Source organism: Xanthomonas sp. NCPPB 3583, assembly GCF_041475715.2.
Taxonomy (GTDB): domain Bacteria; phylum Pseudomonadota; class Gammaproteobacteria; order Xanthomonadales; family Xanthomonadaceae; genus Xanthomonas; species Xanthomonas euvesicatoria.
The window spans coordinates 4,618,538-4,637,945 of record NZ_CM191263.1 but is presented as its reverse complement, the minus strand read 5'-3'; the positions used below and the strand labels follow the sequence as shown (position 1 = coordinate 4,637,945).

General features: G+C 66.6%; 16 protein-coding genes. 9 read left to right on the top strand and 7 right to left on the bottom strand.

Annotation, left to right across the window (positions count from 1 at the left end; genetic code table 11):
- Window positions 1–29 precede the first annotated feature (29 nt).
- Window positions 30–1,073, top strand: coding sequence for a type VI secretion system protein TssA (tssA, locus tag ACCQ07_RS19975; protein WP_008571144.1), 1,044 nt, complete (start codon window positions 30–32; stop codon window positions 1,071–1,073).
- 355 nt (window positions 1,074–1,428) lie between these two features.
- On the opposite strand, the gene ACCQ07_RS19970 is transcribed toward tssA, so the two are convergent.
- Complete coding sequence (locus ACCQ07_RS19970; protein ID WP_008571145.1) at window positions 1,429–1,719, bottom strand: DUF2782 domain-containing protein; 291 nt, start codon at window positions 1,717–1,719, stop codon at window positions 1,429–1,431.
- 76 nt (window positions 1,720–1,795) lie between these two features.
- On the opposite strand from ACCQ07_RS19970, the gene polA reads away from it, so the two are divergent.
- Window positions 1,796–4,597, top strand: coding sequence for a DNA polymerase I (gene polA / locus ACCQ07_RS19965; protein WP_372363594.1), 2,802 nt, complete (start codon window positions 1,796–1,798; stop codon window positions 4,595–4,597).
- 849 nt (window positions 4,598–5,446) lie between these two features.
- Here polA and hemF read toward each other — a convergent pair.
- From hemF to ACCQ07_RS19945, 4 genes are all read right to left on the bottom strand, one after another.
- The gene (gene hemF, locus ACCQ07_RS19960; protein WP_372363593.1) at window positions 5,447–6,346 is read right to left on the bottom strand and encodes an oxygen-dependent coproporphyrinogen oxidase; all 900 of its coding nucleotides are present in this window, start codon (window positions 6,344–6,346) and stop codon (window positions 5,447–5,449) included.
- A gap of 402 nt (window positions 6,347–6,748) precedes the next feature.
- Window positions 6,749–7,333: a hypothetical protein gene (locus ACCQ07_RS19955; protein ID WP_372363592.1), complete on the bottom strand. Its 585-nt coding sequence runs from the start codon at window positions 7,331–7,333 to the stop codon at window positions 6,749–6,751.
- Entirely contained in the window at window positions 7,330–8,046 is a 717-nt protein-coding gene (locus ACCQ07_RS19950; protein WP_057681220.1) for a hypothetical protein, read from the bottom strand. The genes ACCQ07_RS19955 and ACCQ07_RS19950 overlap by 4 nt, the downstream gene beginning before the upstream one ends.
- Window positions 8,047–8,479: 433 nt before the next feature.
- Complete coding sequence (locus tag ACCQ07_RS19945) at window positions 8,480–10,840, bottom strand: S9 family peptidase (protein WP_372364172.1); 2,361 nt, start codon at window positions 10,838–10,840, stop codon at window positions 8,480–8,482.
- A 592-nt stretch (window positions 10,841–11,432) separates the two neighbouring features.
- Between ACCQ07_RS19945 and ACCQ07_RS19940 the strand changes: the two genes are divergently transcribed.
- On the top strand, window positions 11,433–12,776 hold the full coding sequence (locus ACCQ07_RS19940; protein ID WP_372363591.1) for an AMP-binding protein: 1,344 nt from the start codon (window positions 11,433–11,435) through the stop codon (window positions 12,774–12,776).
- Between the two features lie 308 nt (window positions 12,777–13,084).
- On the opposite strand, the gene ACCQ07_RS19935 is transcribed toward ACCQ07_RS19940, so the two are convergent.
- Window positions 13,085–14,092, bottom strand: coding sequence for a chorismate transformation FkbO/Hyg5 family protein (locus tag ACCQ07_RS19935; protein ID WP_164738772.1), 1,008 nt, complete (start codon window positions 14,090–14,092; stop codon window positions 13,085–13,087).
- Window positions 14,089–15,438 carry an NAD(P)/FAD-dependent oxidoreductase gene (locus ACCQ07_RS19930; RefSeq protein ID WP_014091388.1) on the bottom strand — a complete coding sequence of 450 codons (1,350 nt, stop codon included), beginning with the start codon at window positions 15,436–15,438 and terminating at the stop codon, window positions 14,089–14,091. The genes ACCQ07_RS19935 and ACCQ07_RS19930 overlap by 4 nt, the downstream gene beginning before the upstream one ends.
- A gap of 303 nt (window positions 15,439–15,741) precedes the next feature.
- On the opposite strand from ACCQ07_RS19930, the gene xanC reads away from it, so the two are divergent.
- From xanC to ACCQ07_RS19900, 6 genes are read left to right on the top strand one after another with little or no spacing between them, the layout of a single operon-like run.
- Window positions 15,742–16,011: a xanthomonadin biosynthesis acyl carrier protein XanC gene (gene xanC / locus ACCQ07_RS19925; protein ID WP_005914783.1), complete on the top strand. Its 270-nt coding sequence runs from the start codon at window positions 15,742–15,744 to the stop codon at window positions 16,009–16,011.
- A 37-nt stretch (window positions 16,012–16,048) separates the two neighbouring features.
- The gene (locus ACCQ07_RS19920) at window positions 16,049–16,732 is read left to right on the top strand and encodes a COG4648 family protein (RefSeq protein WP_008571156.1); all 684 of its coding nucleotides are present in this window, start codon (window positions 16,049–16,051) and stop codon (window positions 16,730–16,732) included.
- Between the two features lie 53 nt (window positions 16,733–16,785).
- The gene (locus tag ACCQ07_RS19915) at window positions 16,786–17,535 is read left to right on the top strand and encodes a lysophospholipid acyltransferase family protein (protein ID WP_218540109.1); all 750 of its coding nucleotides are present in this window, start codon (window positions 16,786–16,788) and stop codon (window positions 17,533–17,535) included.
- A gap of 11 nt (window positions 17,536–17,546) precedes the next feature.
- Window positions 17,547–17,834 (top strand): ApeI family dehydratase, encoded by a 288-nt coding sequence (locus ACCQ07_RS19910; protein WP_011348971.1) that lies wholly within the window; start codon window positions 17,547–17,549, stop codon window positions 17,832–17,834.
- Entirely contained in the window at window positions 17,831–18,805 is a 975-nt protein-coding gene (locus ACCQ07_RS19905; protein WP_008571161.1) for a lysophospholipid acyltransferase family protein, read from the top strand. The genes ACCQ07_RS19910 and ACCQ07_RS19905 overlap by 4 nt, the downstream gene beginning before the upstream one ends.
- On the top strand, window positions 18,729–19,376 hold the full coding sequence (locus ACCQ07_RS19900) for a LolA-related protein (RefSeq protein ID WP_033837365.1): 648 nt from the start codon (window positions 18,729–18,731) through the stop codon (window positions 19,374–19,376). Before ACCQ07_RS19905 ends, ACCQ07_RS19900 begins: the two co-directional genes overlap by 77 nt.
- Window positions 19,377–19,408 lie beyond the last annotated feature (32 nt).

Below are 19,408 nucleotides of genomic sequence, written 5' to 3'. Positions count from 1 at the left end.
GCGGCGGCTTCCCCGATGGAGGCCGTGCCATGCAAGACGACAGTTCCCTGGAGACCCTGCTGGCGCCGCTCGGCGACGACGCCCCGGCCGGACCGGATCTGGAATACGACCCGGAATTCCTGCGCCTGGAGCGCGAATCGTCGGCCCGCGCCGAGCGCTCGCTGGGCGAGAGCGTCATCGCCGCCGAAGAACCGGACTGGGACAAGGTGCAGGCGCTGGCGCTGGAGCTGAGCCGGCGCAGCCGCGACCTGCGCGTGGCCGGCAAGCTCGGCGCCGCCTGGTTGCGCCTGCGCGGCCTGCCGGGCTGGGCCGATGCGTTGGCGTTGATCCACGGCCTGCTCGAGCGTCATTGGGACAGCGTGCATCCGCAGCTGGATGCCGACGACGACAACGACCCGACCTCGCGCATCAATGCGCTGGTCGGCCTCAGCGACCCGATGGGCCTGCTCGGTGCGCTGCGCACCACCGCGTTCGTGCAGTCACCGCGGCTGGGTCGCTTCAGCCTGCGCGATCTGCGCGTGGCCAACGGCAGCATCAAGCTGCCCGACGGCCAGAGCGGCCCCAGCCTGGCCGAAATCGAAGCCTGCTGCCAGGACTGCGCGCCGGAAACGCTGGCCACCTCCGCCCAGGCCATTGCCGAGGCGCTGCGGCAGGCGCGCGCGATCGATGCGCTGCTGAGCGAGCGCGTCGGCACCGCTGCGCCGGACCTGCGGCCGCTGCTGACCGACCTGCGCGATCTGGAGCGCTTCGTACTGCCGCATTGGCAAGCGCGGCAGGGCGTCCTTGCGGTCACCGAAGATGGCGAGCAGGCTGCCGGCGAGGGCCACGCCGCCGCCACGGCAACCAGTGCCACCCGCCGCAACGACGAGATCGCCGGCCCCGAGGATGTGAAGCGGCGGCTAGAAGAGATCTGCGCCTATTACGCCCGGCACGAACCATCCAGCCCGGTGCCGATGCTACTGCGCCGCGCCCAACGCCTGGTCGGCTGCGATTTCCTGGCGCTGATGAAGGAGCTGGCCCCGGCCGGCATCGACGAACTGCAACGCGTCACCGGCCCGCTGGAAGAAACCTGAGCCGCATCGCCAGGCAAGAAACCCGCGCACTTGGTGTCCCGCCGGGCAGGGAACGCCGAGCAGCGGTTGCGCTGGACAGGCAGGGCACCTGAGCGGTGCGCCCAGCGATCGTGAACACGGTTGAGTAGCGCCCAATCGTGTGAAAGAGCGCCGGGCACCGCTGCATGCCGGCAGCCCATCGTCAGCGCTACCGCAAGCGCACCACGCGGGTGTGCGGCGCGCTGTGCGCAAGGGGACATCTCCGGGCACGGCGGCAAAGCGGCCAAGGCAATGAACCGCAGATCAAAAACGCAACGCCACCGGGCGTTTCAACGCCCGACGCATGCCCCACGAATCCCGCATCCCAACTCCCCAATCACCAGCTATAGAGCTGCCAATACACCTTGTTGACCTTGTCCTTTTCCGCGTCGGTATGCCCGTCATGGTCGCGGTCGTACAGGAAGTAGGGCGCCCCGCGCGCCGGCGTCACCCGCACCATCTCCAGCTGACCGTTGACGCGGTATTCGTCGACCTTGTCGCCGTTGCCCATGGTCTTGCTGGTGACATCGGCGCCAGCCGGGATATCGCCACCGGCGCGGTCGCCGCCGCCGGTGGCACAGCCGCCGAGCAGCAGTAACGGCAGCAGCAAAAGACGTGCTTTGTTCATTGTCGTTATCCGTGTTGATCGCCAGCCAGTATGCGCTGGCGCGGTGTGCCCTGGGCGTGCAGCGTAGAATCGCCCGATGAGCAGATTAGTCCTGATCGACGGGTCCAGTTACCTGTATCGCGCGTTCCACGCGCTTCCGCCGCTGACCAATGCCCAGGGCGAGCCCACCGGTGCCTTGTTCGGCGTGGTCAACATGTTGCGCGCCACCTTGAAGGAGCGCCCGGCCTACATCGCCTTCGTGGTGGATGCGCCCGGTAAAACGTTCCGTGATGACTTGTATGCCGACTACAAGGCCAACCGACCGTCGATGCCCGACGACCTGCGCGCGCAGGTGCAGCCGATGTGCGACATCGTGCATGCGCTGGGCATCGACATCCTGCGCATCGATGGCGTGGAAGCGGACGATGTGATCGGTACGCTGGCGCTGCAGGGCGCTGCCGATGGGTTGAGCGTTACCATCTCCACCGGCGACAAGGACTTCGCCCAGCTGGTGCGTCCGGGCATCGAACTGGTCAACACCATGAGCGGCAGCCGCATGGATTCGGACGCGGCGGTGATCGCCAAGTTCGGCGTGCGGCCCGATCAGATCGTCGACCTGCTGGCGTTGATGGGCGACACCGTCGACAACGTGCCCGGCGTGGAAAAGTGCGGCCCCAAGACCGCTGCCAAATGGCTGGCCGAATACGATTCGCTCGACGGCGTCATCGCCAACGCCGATAAGATCAAGGGCAAGATCGGCGACAACCTGCGCGCCGCGTTGCCACGCCTGCCGCTCAACCGTGAGCTGGTGACCATCAAGACCGATGTCACCCTGGCCAGCGGCCCGCGCGCGCTGGACCTGCGCGAGCCCAACGCCGAGGCGCTGGCGGTGCTGTACGCCCGCTACGGCTTCACCCAGGCGCTGCGCGAACTCGGTGGTGCGGCCGCCCAGGCGGGCCTGCTGGCCGAGCCGGTGGCGCTGGGCGCTGCTGCTGCCACTGCGCGCACCGAACCGGGCCGCGCGCGCGGCACCGGCTTCGTCTCCGGCCCCGTCAACGCCGCGGTGGATCCCGATCCGTCGCTGTCGGCGCCCGGCCAGTACGAGACCATCCTGACCCAGGAGCAGCTCGACAGCTGGATCGCGCGGCTGCGTGCCGCCGGGCAGTTCGCCTTCGATACCGAAACCGACAGCCTGGACCCGCTGCAAGCCGATTTGATCGGCCTGAGCGTGGCGGCCGAGCCCGGCCAGGCGGCGTACCTGCCGTTCGGTCATCACTTCCCCGGTGCGCCGGCCCAACTCGACCGCACCCAGGCATTGGCGCAACTGGCGCCACTGCTCACCGACCCGGCCGTGCGCAAGCTCGGCCAGCACGGCAAGTACGACCTGCACGTGATGCGCCGGCATGGCGTGGCGCTGGCCGGCTATGCCGACGACACCCTGCTGGAGAGCTTCGTGCTCAATTCCGGCAGTGCCCGCCACGACATGGACAGCCTGGCCAAGCGCTATCTCGGCTACGACACCGTCAAGTACGAAGACGTCTGCGGCAAGGGCGCCAAGCAGATCCCGTTCGCCCAGATCAGCCTGGAAGACGCCACCCGCTACGCCGCCGAGGACGCCGACATCACCTTGCGCCTGCATCGCGTGCTCGGCCCCCGGCTGGCCAGCGAACCGGGCCTGGAGCGCGTCTACCGCGACATCGAAATGCCGCTGGTGGACGTGCTGGCCCGCATCGAAGCCAACGGTGTGTGCGTGGATGCGGCCGAACTGCGCCGCCAGAGTGCGGACCTGTCCAAGCGCATGCTCGCTGCCCAGCAGAAAGCCACCGAGCTGGCCGGGCGTAGCTTCAACCTGGATTCGCCCAAGCAGCTGCAGGCCTTGCTGTTCGACGAACTCAAGCTCCCCGCCGTGGTCAAGACGCCCAAGGGCCAGCCCTCGACCAACGAAGAAGCACTGGAAGCCATCGCCGACCAGCACGAGCTGCCGCGGGTCATCCTGGAATACCGTGGCCTGGCCAAGCTGCGCAGCACCTACACCGACAAGCTGCCGGAGATGATCCACCCGCAGTCCGGGCGCGTGCACACCAGCTACCACCAGGCCGGCGCCGCCACCGGGCGGCTGTCCTCGTCCGATCCGAACCTGCAGAACATCCCGATCCGCACCGAAGACGGTCGTCGCATCCGCCGCGCCTTCGTCGCCCCGGCCGGACGCAAGCTGATCGCCTGCGACTATTCGCAGATCGAGCTGCGCATCATGGCGCACCTGTCCGGCGACCCCGGACTGGTGGGCGCGTTCGAATCCGGCGCCGACGTCCACCGCGCCACCGCCGCCGAAGTGTTCGGCCGCACCATCGACACCGTCAGCGGCGATGAGCGCCGCGCCGCCAAGGCCATCAACTTCGGCCTGATGTACGGCATGAGCGCCTTCGGCCTGGCCCGTCAGCTCGGTATCGGCCGCGGCGAGGCGCAGGACTACATCGCGCTGTACTTCAGCCGTTACCCGGGCGTGCGCGACTTCATGGAAACCACCCGCCAGCAGGCGCGCGACAAGGGCTATGTGGAAACGGTGTTCGGGCGCCGGCTGTATCTGGACTTCATCAATGCCGGCAGCCAGGGCCAGCGTGCCGGTGCCGAGCGCGCCGCCATCAACGCGCCGATGCAGGGCACCGCCGCAGATATCATCAAGCGCGCCATGGTCAACGTGGACGGCTGGATCGCCAACCACGCGCAACGCGCGAAGATGATCTTGCAGGTGCACGACGAACTGGTGTTCGAAGCCGATATTAATTTCGTCGATACGCTACTGAGCGAGGTCACCACGCGCATGGCGGGCGCAGCCGAATTACGCGTGCCGTTGGTGGTGGATTCGGGCGTTGGCGATAACTGGGACCAAGCGCATTGATGCGGTGAATGGCTGCGATATGCTGAATACGCAGATCAGCAATAATCCGTTCCAAACATAATGTGAATTCAGCTGAGTTAATGGAATGAATACCCCCTAAATTCTACATTTTTTTAACAGTTATCTTCACGATCCATCAATGTAGAAAATGTTGTTATATCCCTCGACGGGCGCAACGCCTGTCGGTAGATCTCTCCCATCCCCTGGAGCAGATCTCGGAGCGGAAACTCCTCCCCAAGTTTCCGTTCCCTGGCCCCGCCGACCTCCCCCTGGTCTGCGGGGCTTTTTATTTGTGTCCTTCCACTATGCGCAAGCGCTGCAGCGTTAACAGCGATGCTGCAGGTGCCTTCGGTGTGCGCAGGGCGCGTGGCGTGTAGCGACACCACTCCAAGACCCTGCGCAGGCAACGCATTCGCTTGGCGCCAAGCCCCAATGCATGCCGCGTTGCAGCGTAAATGCCCGCTCATCGTCGGGTGCGGCGATGCAGAGGGAATGCTGCGCCGGCGGTACGAGGCCATGCTGCTTATTCAGTTTATGGGCGGGCAGCACGCGTATTCATCTATCGATTTACGGTTGTTGCGTTTGCGCGCGCCTGCCATGCACGCTACCGCTACCGCTACCGGCGCTGGTGGGCGAGTTTCATTCTGCCAAGGAACAGGGCGCCGTCGCGTCGCGCGATCCGCGCCTGTGCGGCCACTGTCGCCGGGCAGCGTGGCCCACCGATGACGCGCAGTGGATCGAGCCGTCAGCAGGCAACGCACTTGCTCGCGACGCGCTGTAACGTGCCCGCCAGTGCCACCGCCTGCGTGGACGCCCGCCAGCACGCCGCGCCTTATGGCGGCGGTTCGATCAACCGAGCCAGTCGCGTGGAATCAGGTAATCGGCCAGCCGCGCTTCGGCGCTGCCCGGCCCCGGCGTGAAGCCGTACTCCCAGCGCACCCGCGGCGGCAAACTCATCAGGATGCTCTCGGCGCGCCCACCGCTCTGCAATCCAAAGAGGGTGCCGCGGTCGTAGACCAGATTGAATTCCACGTAGCGCCCACGACGGTACAACTGAAACTCGCGTTCGCGCTCGCCGTAGGGTGTGTCCTTGCGCCGCTGCACGATTGGTATGTACGCATCCAGAAAGCCATCGCCCACTGCGCGCTGGTAGGCGAAGTCGCGCTCGAAATCCTGACCCAGATCGTCGAAGAACAGCCCGCCCACGCCACGCGTTTCATTGCGGTGGCGCAGGAAAAAGTATTCGTCGCACCAACGCTTGTGCGCGGCATAGCGCTCTTGGCCAAACGGCTCGCACAGCGCCTGTGCAACGCGGTGCCAGTGCTGCACATCCTCATCGAAGGGATAGAACGGAGTCAGGTCGAAGCCACCGCCAAACCAGGCGGCCACCACCTCGCCATCGCGCTCGGCGCGGAAGTAGCGCACGTTCATGTGCGTGGTCGGGATATACGGGTTGTGCGGATGAAACACCAACGAGACGCCGCATGCACGCCAGGTCGCACCGGCAAGCTCGGGCCGGTGCGCACTGGCCGACGGCGGCAGGCGCGTACCGGACACATCCGAAAAACCGATGCCGGCCTGCTCGAACACCGCGCCGTCGCGCAGGATGCGGGTACGGCCACCGCCGCCTTCCTCGCGCTTCCAAAGGTCCTCGGCGAAGCGTGCCTTACCGTCGGCAGCTTCCACAGCGGCGCAGATGCGGTCCTGCAGGTCGGTCAGATAATCGCGTACACGGTCGAATTCATTCATGTCCCAATTCTAAGCCGTGCGCTCCGCGCGGTGCATCCCGCGCAAGCGCGCCCGTTTGTCGCAGTGCGATGCGGGATGACGGCGCAGTGATCACCGCTGGGCAATGACCAGTCGAGATGGTCGTATGCCAGTGCTACCGACCGGCGAGATTCGCTTGTTCTACAGCGCCGTTTCCGTATCAGGAGCTACTTCATAAACTGCCGACCAACGTGTGGTGCAGTGTCCTTGCCGCAAGGATGGGTTCACGGCGTGTGCCGCGAGCGATGCGGGCGCCGTGCATTCGAGCTGGGATTGAAGACAGCCAGGCAACCGCACACGCAAGCTTTCAGTTTTCGATGCGCAACTGGCGAGCGAGGCGTATTTCGTTGCAAGGCAGCTGAACTGCTGCAGGCTGCAACGTCCTTACCGGCTATCAGGTCGCTCAGCTTGCGAAAACTCCGCGCGGACAGCGGGCGTGCATAGCCGCCATGCCAATGCTGCGTGGACGCAGCCGATCGCCAGCGCACCCAGGCCGGTGAGGACCAGTGCCATTTGCTGGGTGGCCTGCAAACGTGCCTGCATCTGCGGCCACTCCGGGCTTTGCAGCACATCGGCGGGCAGCAGCGTCTGCACGCCGTCGAACAAGGGCCCGATCAACGCCAGTCCGCCGAAATTGAGCAGCCCGGTCACCAGCAACACCGCCACGAAGCCACGCCTTGCCCACTCGCGCCGCTGCAGCAGCGCCCAACTCAACCAGCAGAACGCAGCCGAGAGCACCACGCCGGCGACCGATAACGACAGCGCGTGATCGATCAGCCATTGCCAGGAGGGGGGCAGGGTGATGCCTTCGGGCAGCCCTAGCGATGCCGCACCTGGCGCCAGTGCGATCATTGCGATCTGCATCAGATTGGCCAGCACGCTGACCGCCCCCAGCAACAGGGAAACCCCCGCCAGCGGAGTGACGAAGCCACCGCGCTGGCGCGCCGATGCTGGCCGGACGGCGCTCATTGCAGCGATGCGATGTGGGCGGCCACCATCGCCTGCCCGGGCGGATCCAGCGCAGGTTGCAGGTGCGCGTACCACTCGGGCACTGCGTCGGCTGGCAGGCATTGGCGCAACAACGGCGTGCTGCGCTCAAGAAAGGCTTCGAGAAACGGCAGCCCGCGCACGTACAGGAAATGGCTGTCGGTAATGGACATGCCAGCGTATGCCTCGCGCAGCCATTCCAGGTGCGGCAGCGCGTGCGCCCCGTGGCCGGCGCGGGTGAGCGCGGTGAGGAAGCTGGTACGCGCGGTCGCCGGCGAGGTGGACCGCTCCTGCGCATTGAGATCGTCGAAGGTCAGCAACCACTGCTCGCCCTGGGCGATCTCGTTGCACATCACCGAGGTGGTTGCCAGCTGCAGTGCGTTGTGTGCGGTGGGCTCCAGCGCGTACAGCGCCAGCCAGTACGGGTAGGCCTCGCGATAGCGGTCCAGCGCGCTCAACGACAGCGCGCACAGGCGCTGCGCATCGGCACCAAGGTGGCGCTGCGTCTGCGCAGCGTTGTAGGCAGCCACATGGTCGCCGCGCTGAAACGCGCTCAGCGCCGGTTGCAGTGCGGGATCGATCTCGGCCGCCGCTTCCGACACGTCTGCGGCAGCGACAGGCGCAGCCGTCGGTGCCGTGCGCGGCGTGTTTGCCGCAGTGCTCTTGCGTCCAAACAAACGGTCCCACAGGCCCATCGCGTCTCCCTTCCCTGCGCCCGTGGTGAGTGGAAGCGCCATCATGCCGGCGGCGCACCGGTCATGTGGCGGACCGGTGCAGCAGCACGCGTGCAGCGATGGCGCGTTACCGGTCCTGCGCCAAGCTTAGAGCCACTGGCGTAGCAACAGGTGAGCGGGAAGCAACCCAGACGCCGGTGTTGGTTTTGCCCGCGCACGTGCCGCATCGTTGATCCTGATCGCAGCGTCGTCGCTGCGATTGGCCGGATCGGTCACGTTCTGCGCGGTTGGTGAGGGCGCATCGTGACTGCGAGATGGCCTGACCCCGGCATCTGCGTGTAAGACGCGCGGCGCCCGCTCCGTGCCGCTGGCGGCCAACCCGTGGGCAAGGCGCACGCCCTGTCTCGACGCGCCACAGGACGCTTCGCACTCACCTTAAAGTACCTGACATGCTCTAAGGCTTCACCTGCTCATTGAACAGCTCGAGGATGCGCTTGTACTCGTCCAGCCACGAATCGGCGCGCGTAAAGCCGTGGCGCTCCAGCGGATACGGCGCCACCTGCCAGTTGTCCTTGTGCAGCTCGATCAACTTCTGCGTCATGTCCACCGAATCCTTGAAGAACACGTTGTCGTCGATCATGCCGTGGGCGATCAGCAGGTGGTCGCGCAAGCCCTCGGCGTAATTGATCGGCGAGGAGATCTTGTAGGCCTCCGGATCGAGCTCGGGCGTGTTGAGGATGTTGGAGGTGTACTCGTGGTTGTACTGCATCCAGTCGCCGACCGGGCGCAGCGCCGCCCCGGCCTTGAACGTGCCAGGGCTGCGGAACAGCGCCATGTAGGTCATGAAGCCGCCGTACGAGCCGCCATAGATGCCGGCGCGTGCGCGATCGCCCTGCTTGGTGGCGACCAGCCAGTCCAGGCCATCCAGATAATCTTCCAGCTCGGGGTGGCCCATGTTGCGATAGATCGCCGTGCGCCAATCGCGGCCGTAGCCTTCGGAGGCGCGATAGTCCAGGTCCAGCACGATGTAGCCCTGCTGCACCAGCAGGTTGTGGAACATCTGCTCGCGGAAATACGGGGTGTAGCGTTCGGAGACGTTCTGCAGATACCCGGCGCCGTGCACGAACATCACGATCGGATACTGCTTGCCCGGCTCGGGCGTCTTGGGGCCGTAATACTTGCCCCAGACCGTGCCGGCACCGTGTTTGGACGGGATTTGCACGTACTGCGGCGCAATCCACGGCTGCGCCTTGAAGGCTGCCGTGCGGGTGTCGGTGAGCACGGTGGCCTGACCGCCTGTGGCCGGTACCACGGCCAGCTGGGTCGGCAGATAGCTGCCGGAGTAACGCACCAGCAACTGCTGCCCGTTGGGCGAGAGGCTGAAACCTTCCACACCGTTCAACGCCGTGATCTCGGTGAGCTGATCGTTGCGCAGATCGAGCTTGCAGACTTCGTAATCGCCCGGCCATTTTTGGTTGCACAGGAAGAACATGCCGCTGCCGTCGGCGCTGGCCACCGGCATCGACACTTCCCACTTTCCGCGCGTGCGTTGGCGCGGTTTGCCGTTGCCTTCCACGGTGTACAGCTGCGAATAGCCGGATTCTTCCGACAGCAGCCACAGCGTACGGTTGTCGGGCAGCCAGCCGAAATCGTTGAAGTCCCAGTTGATCCACGCGCTATCGCTCAAACGGTGACGCGGCTGCAGCCTGGCGTTGTCCAGGTCCACGCTGGCGATCCAGCGGTCCTTGTTGTCCACCGCGCGAATTTCCACAGCCACGTTGCGGCCGTCATCGCTCCAGTGCACGGCCGGCCCGCTGCCGTCGCCATCGCTTTCCACGCGCACCGCGCGGTTGCCCTTGAGGGGGTCGCGCTTGGCGGCTTTGCGCAAGGCCGCCAGCGGATCGGTGGCGATGCCGGGGAATGGGTCGAACGACAGCGATCTGGCCGTGCCCGCGCCAACATCCACCAGCCACAGTGCATGCGCTGCCGGGGCGTTGCGGCCGACACGGGTGCGCACTTCCTGGAATTCTTCGTAACCGGATTCGGTCACGTATCTGGGCATCTTACCGGCCTGGCCTTCGTCGGCGTTCTTGGCCTGTGTGACCACCAACAGATGGCGGCCGTCCGGCGACAACGCGCTGTCGACGATCTCCACCTCATCGCCCAGATACACCGGCGCCGCCGCACGCGTGGCATCGGCGCGGCGCCAGGCGTCTTCCTGCGTGCGCAGCGCGTCGCGTTGCTCCTTGTCGCGGCGCAAGGTGGCCAGCGTCGCCAGTTGCTGCTCGCGCAGCACATCGGCCTTGGGAGCGGCGTTGGGGTCGCGCTCGGCCTTGACCACCGCCACCTGCGCAGTGCCGCCGTCGGCGCGCCAGTGGTACCAATTGTTGCCCGCGCGCCAGATCGCACCGCCGTCGCTGGCGAACTGCGGACGCGATTCGGTCTCGTTGCTGCGGGTCAGCTGGGTCAGCGCACCTGTGCGCAGATCGCGCAGGAAGATGTCGCCGTTACGTGCGAACAGCATGCGCTGGCGGGTGGCATCGTAACTGGGGTTTGCCGCATCCAGGCCGGCGCGCGCGGTATCGGCCACACGCTCGGCGGTGCCGCCGCCGGTGCCCTGGCGATAGGTGTCGCGCACCGGGCTGCCATCGCGCTTGAGCAGGTATTGCACCTGTTTGCCGTCCCATTGCCACCAGGCCTGGTCCACCGCCGGCCCGATCCAGTCCGGGTCGGCCATCGCCTGTTCGATGGTGAGCGGGGCGGCAGACTGCGCATGCGCAGTGGTGGCCAGCAGCAGAAGGGTCAACGGCAACAATCTAGGCATCGGACACGGCTGGACGCAAAGGAGAGCGCGCAAGCCTAGCAGTTCGCCTTCGCAGCAGGCTTGGGCCACAGGTCATGCGTGCGTGGCTGCATGCAGCGCCCGGTAGCACCTGTAAGCGCGCAATGAGCGGGCGCGACCATGGGCCGGCGCTGCGCAAGCATGCACTCGCAGATGAGAGCGGTGCGCGGCATCGGCGCTGCACGACACGACAGCGCAAATGAATCCTTCAACGCCACGGCACTGGTAACGCCACGCGCTCAACTGGCACACGCGCCGACGAACGCAACGAAAATCTCGTATGGAAGCGCACCTGCGCAGAGGCGCCGCACGAGTGCCCTGCACACCTGCAGCCCGTCGGCGTATCGCACTGCCCAGCGCAACCACGCACTGGTGAAGACTTGCCGCGTGCAGAGACGATGATGTGCCATGCCGCATAAGGCGCGCGTCGCACACCAACTGGCCCGGCCACCCGCATGCCACACCCCGGCGGCGATCCACTTCGCGCGTCGCAGAGGAAAACCCCTGACTTGCCAGCGGCGCAGGTGGCGGCCAAGCTAGCGCGCTTTTGCGACCGTCGGTTTCCATGTCCAGCCTGCCTGCCCCCGCTATTTCCCATCCGATGGCTGTTGGTGCGCCCGACCGGCCGCTGGCCTGGCGCGCGGGGCAGTCGGTCGATCTGGCGACCTTCATCGCGCACGTGCACGGCCTGGCGCAGCAGCTGCCCGCGGGCCGCCATGCGGTGAATCTGTGCGAGGACCGCTATCGTTTCATGGTGGCGTTCTATGCATGTGCGCTGCGCGGGCAGGTCTCGCTGCTGCCGTCCTCGCGCGCGCCGGCAGTCGTGGGCGAAGTGCAGGCGCGTTACGCCGATACGTATTGTCTGGGCGACCTGGCGCTGGAGCTGGCGCCGCCGCGGTACTGGCAGCTGCCGGCCGAGTTGCCGCAGGCTCAGGGCCCGATTCCGCAGCTGGCCGACGATGCGCTGGTGGCGATCGGTTTCACCTCCGGCAGCACGGGCAGCCCGCAACCCAACCCCAAGACATGGGGCAGTTTTTTGACCAGCACGCGCCAGGATCTGGTCGCGCTGCAAAGTCTGTGGACGCACACCGATGCCGTCCCGCACGTGGTCGCCACCGTGCCGCCGCAGCACATGTACGGCATGGAGTTGTCGGTGCTGCTGCCGATGGTGACCACGCTGGCGATGCACGCCGGGCGCCCGTTCTTTCCGGATGACGTGGCACGTGCACTGGCCGATATTCCCGCGCCGCGTGTCTTGGTGACCACACCGGTGCATCTGCGTGCGTTGGTCGAATCCGGCGTGGCGCTGCCGCCGCTGGCCGGCATCGTGTCGGCCACCGCGCCGCTGGCGCCGGAGATCGCCGCTGCCGCCGAAGCGCGTTTTGGCGGTGAGGTGCGCGAGATGTTCGGCTCCACCGAAACCTGCGTGTTCGCCGTGCGCCGTACGGCGCTGGAAGCGGCGTGGACGCCTCTGCCCGGCGTGCGCCTGGAAACGCAGGCCTCTGGCACGCTGGTGCATGCGCCGCATCTGGCCACGCCGGTGCTGTTGGCCGACATGATGGACGTGGCCGACGACGGCCGCTTCCAGGTGCGCGGCCGCCAGGCCGACCTGCTGGAAATCGCCGGAAAGCGCGCATCGCTGGCCGATCTGACACGGCGCTTGCTCGCCATTCCCGGCGTCATCGACGGGACCATCGTGCAGCTCGCGCCCGACCCCGGCCAGGCGGTCGGCCGCATCGCCGCGCTGGTGGTCGCCCCCACCCTCGACGAAGCCCAGGTGCTGGCCGCGCTCCGCGTCAGCGTGGACCCGGTCTTCCTGCCGCGCCGCCTGCGCAAGGTCGCCGCCCTGCCACGCAACGAAACCGGCAAGCTGCCGCGCGATGTGGTGCTGGGATTGCTCAACGGCTGAGCGTGACCTGCCACGTGTGCGCAACGGCAGGCGTCATGGACGCGGCAGTCAGCGTGGCGATGAATGGCCGCAGACACAGCGCGAAGAACGCGCGGGCAGGCATGGTCGACGCAGGCCACAGAGCGTTGCCGCCTTGCTGGTCGTCATCTGTGCGGTGGTGTTGTCGGCGTTCATCGGCACCTGTGTGGCGCCTTCGATGCGGGGTCACAGATGCGCGGCACGAATGCTCGCATCAGGTCAGCCCGCATCGCGCCATCCGTGGGCGCTGCTCGATCGATCGCCGCAGATGGCCTCCGCGGCACGTGGCATCACCCATGCACCCCATCGATCTCCACCGCCAGCTCATCGCGGCAGATCACGGCGTGCAGCAGCAGGCGCGGGACCGCATCGCCGAAGCGGGCATCCAGTGCCTGCGCAACCCGGGGCAGGTCGTCGCGCTCGCGCACATAGACTTTCAGGCGGGTGCCGGCGCCGAACTGCGCCGGTAACGCCGGTGCATGCTGACGCGCGGCGCCGAGCAGGGCGTCGAAGTTGGCGAAGGTTTCTTCCAGCTGCGCCAGCAATTGGCCGGTATGCATCGAGGCGTGGCCCACCACCGCAGCGGTGCCTGACAGCAGCAGCGGCATGTCGCTGCCGGCCGGTGGCAGCATGGCACGGGCGAAACTGGGCGGCTGCGGGCCGTACTGGCGCGGGTAATGGTAGGCACTGACCTGGCGCGGGTTTTCCAGCGGCGTGCCGGCATTGGTGGCGGCCAGCCAGTAGATCTGGATGATGCGCTCGGCATCGCAACGGCCCACTGCGGTGGCCGCCGGCAACTGCGCGGTGTCGAATGCGCCCAACCCGCGTGCACGGCCCACGCAGAACTGCCGGTAACGTTCGCGATCGCCGCTGCCCAGGGTGATGGCGTCGAGGTAATTCCAGATCCGCAGCAACCGCGGCGTCTGGCCGTTGCTGACGAAGGCGGTGATTTCCGCATATGCCCTGGCAGCGGCTTCTTCGATATCGACATCCTGCTCGTCGATCTCGATCACGCCGAACTGCAGGTGCCCATCGCTGGACCAGGCGATGTTGCCATCGCGGCCGCTGCTCACCGGCGCATCGGTGCGCCACACTTCCAGCACGCTGGCCTGGTACGGCTGCAGCGGCACGCGCAGATAGCGCGGGTCGTGCAGGCGCGGCGCCGCATCGCCGAAGCCGAACACGGCCAGCACCTGCGGGTCGGTCAGCAGCACGGCAGGGTCGGTCTGGTCGACATAGTCGACCTGCAGCCGGGGATGGCGCACGGCGTGCGCGGTCTGGGCCTGGGAAGCGGTCATTGAGCGTCTCGTTGTTGCGTGTCGCATTGCAAGGTGTCGCCGTCGAAGCCGAGCTTGGCCTGACGCCGGCGATGGCGCCACGACTGCCAGGCGCGCGGCATCATCGACAAGGTGGTGAGTGCGTACAGGGCGCGAAAGGCGCGCAGGCGGATGCGGACTTTGGGGGCGTCGAAGACATCGCCGGCCAGCATTGCCACCACCGCCTGTTCCACCTGCCAGGTGTTTTGCGGGTGCGCGAACAAGGCGCGCATGGTGGGCGAAGTGAAGCGGTAGATGAACCACTTGAATTCATCCACACCGCGCGTCAGTTCGCGCTGCAGGGCACGCTGCAGTTTCGCCTCCGACTGCGGTGCGCGCAGTGCCGCATCCACCATCGCCGCGCCACGTTCGGCGCTGTGCATGGCCAGGAACACGCCAGAGGAAAACATCGGGTCGACGAAAGTGTAGGCATCGCCCAGCATCAACCAGCGCGGCCCGGCCATGCGCGTGCATTCGTAGGCGTAATTGCCGGTGGCATGCACCGGCGCCACGCGCTCGGCGCCGAGCATGCGCGCGTTGAGCTCGGCATTGAGCGCCAGCGTGCGCATCAAGAAGCCCTCGCTGTCGCCCTTGCGGGTCTTCATGTACTCCGGGTAGCAGACCGCGCCCACGCTCATGATGTCGTCCGGCAGCGGAATCAGCCACATCCAGCCGTGCGCATGCCGGTAGATGCTGATGTTGCCGGCATCCTCGCCCGGGCGTCGCGTCACGCCGCGGAAATGGCTGAACACCGCGGCCGACTGATGCGTTGCATTGGCGCGTTTGAGCTTGAGGCGGTTGCCCAGAAAGGTGTCGCGGCCGCTGGCATCGAGCAGATAGCGCGGGCGGAACTGCTGCACGCCACCGTCTGCCGTGCGTGCCTGCAGCACCGGTTGTTCGCCGTCGAATGCGACCTGCTCCACGCAGACCTGCTCGCGTGCATCCACGCCCACCGCACGCGCACGCTGGAACAGCACGTGGTCGAATTGCGCACGTGGCACCTGGAAGGCGAAATCGGCCTTGGCATCGAGCGCGTGGGAGAAACGGAACGTGTTGTAGCCGCCGCTGTCGTTGGGAAAATCCGCCCCACGCTTCAGCACGCCGATGGCGCGCACGTCTTGCAGCACGCCGAGGCGTTCAAGAATCGGCATGTTCATCGGCAGCAAGGACTCGCCGATATGAAAGCGCGGGTGCTGCGCCTTCTCGAGCAGGGTCACGGACCAACCGAGCTCGGCAAGTGCGATGGCCGCGGTGCAGCCAGCCGGGCCGCCGCCGACGATCAGGACATCCGGACACTCCGGTCCGGGAGCCGGCCCGGCTGCCGGCATGGCGGTCGGGGTAAGGCGAACAGCGGTGGAAGTCATCCTGCAACGAACCTGCGGCGGGCGAGCGTCATGCAGTCATGATAGCCTGACCGGCGGCCCGGCCAGCTTGCGGCCCGCCGATTCATATGTGAAGAACGACCGGCAGCACGTGCAGGCACCGGCCAGCCGCGCGGCAGATGCTCGGATTGGCAGCGGCGGCAACGTACACTACGGCCCGGCGCGACGCTCATGCATGCCGATGCTCGTCCGCGCTGCTCCTGCTTGTTCTCACTCTTGTTGCCCGACCCTGACCTGTGGAAATCCTGGATGTCCTCGCAAACCGCTGCCGAACGTGAACTGGCCGAACTCCTGGTCGAAAGTCTGAACCTGGAAGACGTCCAACCCGCCGACATCGATCCGGAGGCGCCGCTGTTCAATACCGGGCTGGGGCTGGACTCGATCGACGCCCTGGAACTGGCGCTGGCGATCAGCAAGCGCTACGGCTTCCAGCTGCGCTCTGACAACGACGAAAACCGTCGCATATTCGCGTCGCTGCGCGCACTGTCGGCGCATGTCCAAGCCAACAAGACCGTCTGATCTGCCAACTGCGCCATCCCCCGACGCACCCGCGTGGGTGCTGGGGCTGGGCGTTCTGCTGGCGGTGGCGTATTCGCCGTTGGCGCATTGGGCCAATGCCAGTCACCGCCCGGAATTGGCCGTCATCGCCGGTGGTTTGCTGGTGCTGATGGTGTTGATCGAACCGATGGTTGCACGCCGGCCCTGGGCCTGGGCGTTGGCGCTGTTGCTGCTTGCCGGGCTGGGCGCGCTGTGGCATTCGCCGTATGCGATGTTGGTGCTGGCGGCGCCGCCGGTGGTATTTACCGGTTGGGTGGCCTGGTTTTTCGGGCGCAGCCTGCGGGCCGGACGCACGCCGCTGATCACGCGCATCGTCGAGGGCCTGTACGGCCAGGCCGGCATGCTGATCACGCCCGAACAACGCCGCTATACGCGCCGCCTCACGCTGGCCTGGGCAGTGCTGCTGTGCGGCCTGACCCTGGCCAATCTGGTGCTGGGTCTGTGCGCCGAGCCCAGCGGCGTGCTCGCGCAGCTGGGTCATGCCTCGCCGCTGCCGATCAGCGACGCGCGCGCCTCGTTGTTCGCCAACCTGCTCGCCTATGGGGTGATTGGCGGCTTCTTCGTTGGGGAATATCTATTGCGTGGCCGCTGGTTTCCACAGCGCCCCTATCGTAATCTGCCAGACTTCTTGCGTCAGATGGCGCGGCTTGGGCCGGATTTCTGGCGCGATCTGCTGCGCTGAGTGCGTGGCCTAGGGCAGCGACGGACGTGCATATTTTCGGGGACAAGACAAAAATGCCGTTGGCAAGGATGCCGTCGCGCCTGGCGTGGGCTGTGTTCAACCTGTTGCAATTGGCGTTCACGCTGGCCTTTACCGCTGGCGGGATCGTCTACGCATTGGCATCGCTGGCGATCACGCGCGATGCCGACCGGATGTTGCGCATGGGCAGCTGGATGTGGGCGCCGGTGCTGTTCCGCGGTGCGGGCGCCACCGTCATCGTGGAAGGGCGCGAGCGGGTGGATTGGTCCAAGAACTATCTGTTCGTGAGCAACCACCAGTCGATCATCGACATTTGCGCGATGTTCCATGCCTTGCCGGTGCCGCTGCGCTTTTTACTCAAGGAAGAAATGCGCAAGGTGCCCTTCGTGAACTGGTATGCGCGCGCCGCCGGCATGCTGTTTCTGGACCGCGACAGCCGCAGGGCAGGGGCGTTGGTGCGGCGCCAGGCGGCCGCATTGCTACGCGAGGGCAAACAGTTGTGTCTGTTTCCCGAAGGCACCCGCAGCCGTACCGGCGCATTATTGCCATTCAAGGCCGGGCTACTGCAGGCCGCTATCGATGCTGGCGTGCAGGTGGTGCCGGTGGCGCTGGATGGCTGCGGCAAGGTCTTGCCGGTCGATGGCCTGTTCAGGGTGAGGCCGGGCATCATCCGCGTGCGGATCGGTGCGCCGATCGCGGTGACCGGGCCGGATGCGCCTGATCGCCAACAATTGACCGAGCAGGCACACAAGGCCGTGGCTGCAATGCTTCAACCCAGGATCTGAGTTCTGCGCTTATGGATTTCGTTGTGCCGCATGATCATCCCTGCCTGCCCGGACATTTCCCGGGCCGTCCCGTGGTGCCTGGCGTAGTCGTGCTCGACCATGTGCTGCAGGCGGTGGAAGCCCTGCATGGTCCGCGCGCGGCCATGCGCCTGCCGCAGGTGAAATTCGTGCAGCCCTTGCTGCCCGGCCAGACCGCGTCGGTCACGCTGGAAGGCGATGGCCCGCGCTGGCGCTTCCGCGTGCAGCGCGCCGAGGCGTTGCTGGTCAGCGGCGAACTGGTGGCCGAGGCGGCGGCATGAGCAAGCACTGGAAACAGCGTCCGGAAGGTGGCGGGCGCTTTGCGTTGTGGCTGATCCGCGGCATTGCACGGCACGCCGGACGTGCGGTGGGGCGTGCGCTGCTGTATCCGATCACGCTGTACTTCCTGCTGGTGCGTGGCCCCGAGCGCGCCGCCTCGCGTGCCTACCTGGCGCGGGTGCTGGGCCGCCCAGCCACGCTGCGCGATGTGGCGCGGCACATCCATACCTTCGCCTCGACCATCCTGGACCGGGTGTACATGCTGTGCGGGCAGATGCAGCGTTTCCGCGTGGACATCACCGGCCTGGATCAACTGCACACGCAAATGGACCGCGGCCGCGGCGTGCTGATCTTCGGCTCGCACCTGGGCAGCTTCGATGCGCTGCGCGTGCTGGCCACCGAGCGCCCGGACGTGCAGGTCAAGGTGGTGCTGGACAAGGCGCACAACCGCGCCATGACCGACCTGCTGGGGGCGCTCAACCCGCAGCTGGCCGCCAACATCATCGACGCCGGCATGGATGCGACCTCGATCGTCATGGCGATCAAGGAAGCCACCGATGCCGGTGCGCTGGTGGCGCTGCTGATCGATCGTCCGCGCGAAGGCGACCCGGCGCTGCCGGCGATGTTCCTGGGTCGCAATGCGATGTTCCCGACCTCGCCGTGGTTGATCGCCGCGGCGCTCAAGGTGCCGGTGGTGCTGGCGTTCGGCCTGTATCACGGCGGCAATCACTACGAGCTGGCGTTCGAGACCTTCAGCGAAGGCCTGGACGTGCCGCGTCGTCAGCGCGCCCCGGTGCTTGCGGTACTCATGCGCGATTACGCTGCCAGGCTGGAACATTACACCTGCTACGCGCCGTACAACTGGTTCAACTTCTACGATTTCTGGAACACCCACCATGCCGATGTGCCGCACCCTGCCGTGGATGCTGATACTGCTGTTCAGCGCCGCACCGCTATGCGCCGCACCGCCTGAGACGCTGGACGTCGGGCAGGTGCTGCAGCGCCTGGCGCGCCCCGCACCGGTCAGCACCGAATTCGTCGAATTGCGCGGCTCGGCCTTGCTGAAGACGCCGTTGCGCGTGGAAGGACACTACCGTCGCCCGGACGCGCAGACCCTGGTGCGCGAGGTCAGTGCGCCGTACCACGAAACCACCACGCTGACCGGCGACGAAGGCGTGCTGGAACGCGAAGGCAAATCGCCACGCCGTTTCTCGTTGAGCCGCGTGCCCGAGCTGGCCGGTTTGAAGTCCGGCTTCGGCGCGTTGCTGTCCGGCGACCGCGCGCTGCTGGAGCAGCACTATCGCGTCAGTGGGCAGGGCCAGCCGCAGGCCTGGCAGCTGACGCTGCAGCCCAAGGATGCTGCCGTGGCCAAGCAGGTGCACGAATTGCGCCTGTACGGAGGCAACGACGAACTGCGGTGTATCGAAAGCGTGCCCGCCAAGGGCGACATGCAGCGCACCCTGCTGGCCGGTGCCGCGCGCGCGGCCGCCGGCGTGACCGATGCCGCCGCGCTGACCGCGCTCTGCCACGGTTCGGGCGCGTGACCGCGCGCGGGATGGTTGCGCCGGTCGTCTCT